General features: G+C 40.3%; 2 protein-coding genes and 1 tRNA gene. 2 read left to right on the top strand and 1 reads right to left on the bottom strand.

What is annotated here, in order from left to right:
• Window positions 1–8: 8 nt before the first annotated feature.
• Window positions 9–95 (top strand) — tRNA-Leu (locus QL229_RS20475).
• Between the two features lie 171 nt (window positions 96–266).
• Window positions 267–713, top strand: a complete 447-nt coding sequence (locus QL229_RS20470; protein ID WP_138558982.1) for a hypothetical protein — start codon at window positions 267–269, stop codon at window positions 711–713.
• Window positions 714–730: 17 nt separating this feature from the next.
• On the opposite strand, the gene QL229_RS20465 is transcribed toward QL229_RS20470, so the two are convergent.
• Window positions 731–2,149 (bottom strand): sodium:alanine symporter family protein, encoded by a 1,419-nt coding sequence (locus QL229_RS20465; RefSeq protein ID WP_138558983.1) that lies wholly within the window; start codon window positions 2,147–2,149, stop codon window positions 731–733.
• Window positions 2,150–2,635: the final 486 nt, after the last annotated feature.

Here is a 2,635-nt window from a genome sequence, read left to right as displayed (position 1 = left end):
AACCCGATGCCCGGGTGGTGGAATTGGTAGACACAAGGGATTTAAAATCCCTCGCTGGTAACAGCGTGCCGGTTCAAGTCCGGCCCCGGGCACCATTTATATTTAATACCACTTCTCTATTTCATTTATATTTCTTTTTATAATCCCAGCTTAATATTTTTTTATTGCCAAAATAGCTTTATAGTTTCCTTAGTCATTTTAAATCAGCTAACGCTTTTTCAGTTTTAAGTGCTACTGAACTCAATAAATAGGATCAAGGAAAGAGAATGGAGCAATTTAAACGTGGTTTAAATCAGTTTTGGGTGGGCGCCGTATTTGGGCTTTGTTTAGCAATCTCACTAGTACTAATACCTGTTGCGATTATTATGTCGAACATTAACGACGTACTTAAAATTCATGAAGTCAGTGTGCTTGTTGATAAAGTATCGACCGCATTTGAAAAATCAGAACAAGTCATCAGTAATGCGAAAGCGGCGCTAACCGATTTTGATAATGACGTGGTGATGGCTATGCTCACCGCCGTGCAATCTTATCAGCAACAATCGCAGCCATTATTAACTGCAGAGCAAAAACAAGCATTAAAAGCGCAAATAAAAGAGCAGCTTGTTACGCAGCTTGAATCCAAACTTAACGAACAGCAAATCACATTCATATTGTCTGTTTTTGAAAAATTAGCAAATACAAAAAAGGGAGCACAATCGCTCCCTAATTAAGTAATCACTTGGCTTGATTATTTGCGCCACGCGCCTTTAGGAATAGTTTGATCGAGCTTTTTGTTTTGCGAAGGATCGAAAGTAGGTAATTTACCTGCTTTACGTTGTGAGTTGTAATCCTTCGCAAGCCAAATAACGACACCCGAAAGCATAAATAAAGCGATGACGTTAACAATTGCCATCAAGCCCATCGAAATATCGGCAAGCGTCCATACTAAAGGTAATTCGCCGAGCGCACCAAACATCACCATACCAAGTACTAATAATCGGAAGATCAACATGCCTGATGCATGGTTATGTTCTAAAAATAATAAATTGGTTTCCGCGTAAGAATAATTAGCAACAATCGAGGTAAATGCAAAAAACAAAATTGCAATCGCAACAAAGGTTGCTCCCCAGCTACCAACATGTTCTTCAAGGGCAGCTTGCGTCAATGCAATACCAGTCACACCTGAATCTGGTATAAGCTGTTGTGATAATAAAATAAGGGCTGCGGTTGCAGTACAAATAATAATTGTATCTACAAATACACCGAGCATTTGCACATAACCTTGTGAGGCAGGGTGAGGCGGGTTAGGTGTTGCCGTTGCAGCAGCATTTGCAGCGCTACCCATACCAGCTTCATTAGAGAATAAGCCACGTTTAATACCCTGGATCATCGCCTGCATAACACCATAACCAATTGCACCAGCGCCTGCTTGCTCGATACCAAAGGCACTATTAATAACATGCATGAACACATTTGGTAGTAAATCGTAGTTCATGGCACATACATAGAGTGCAACTAGCAAATAAGCCAGCGCCATAAATGGCACAACCATTTCTGCAAAACGTGAAATAGTTTTTAAGCCACCAAAAATGATAATGCCAGACCCTAATACCAAGGCGATTCCGACAACATAGTTTGGAATCCCAAACGCAACATCAAATGCAGCAGCAATAGAGTTTGATTGAACTGCATTAAATACCAAACCAAAAGCTAGAATAAGGCAAAGAGAGAAAATGACTCCCATCCAACGTTTACCTAATCCATATTCCATATAATAAGCAGGGCCACCACGAAAGTTGCCATCTTCATCGACCGTTTTATATGCTTGGGCAAGGGTACTTTCTGCAAAACTTGTCGCCATACCTATTAAAGCAATAAGCCACATCCAAAAAATTGCACCGGCACCGCCTAAATAAAGTGCAACAGCAACGCCCGCCATATTACCAGTGCCAACTCGCGCAGCTAATGAAGTACAAAATGCTTGGAATGAAGAAATGCCCTCACCAGAACCTTGGCGGCTCTGAAACATCACTTTGATCATATGTGGAAATTGGGTGAATTGGATAAAACCGAGTCGAAGAGTGAAAAATAGCCCCGCAGCTATTAAAAGGTAAACCAGAATGTGACCCCAAAGGAGACTACTTATACTATTTATAATGTCTGTCATTTTTCTTGCCTTGTGAGCGAGTGGAAAATCTGCGGCGCAAGTTACCATAACAAGCGCGGAGAGTTTAGTTATTCTGCTAAAAATCATCAGTTATCCACAGTTGTTTGTGGGTAACATGTTTGCATTTGGTGGGTATCTGATTAATTTGAAAATAATCAAAAAAACCTTCAAAAAGTGCTTGCGTTAATTCTTCGCATCCCTATAATGCGCATCCACTGACACGGCGGGCAGCAATGAAAAGCGCTGAACAAACTGACAGAGAGTTAAGTAAAACTTCGGTTTAAAACGGTCTAAAAAGAAAGTTTAAAATTAAGTGTTGACTCAAAAAATTAAGGATGTATTATACGCATCCCTCGAGACGCGAAAGCAGCTCGAAACGTTCTTTAACAATATAAAGCAATCATCTGTGTGGGCACTCGTACAGATTGAGTTCTAACAGCAGATTCTAGTTCGCTAGATGACGCAAACAAATTTAGAGTCTCAATT

This window comes from Pseudoalteromonas sp. PAR1 (assembly GCF_947311895.1).
Lineage (GTDB): Bacteria > Pseudomonadota > Gammaproteobacteria > Enterobacterales > Alteromonadaceae > Pseudoalteromonas > Pseudoalteromonas lipolytica_C.
The sequence above is the reverse complement of the archived record's forward strand: the minus strand, read 5'-3'. Positions and strand labels throughout refer to the sequence as shown.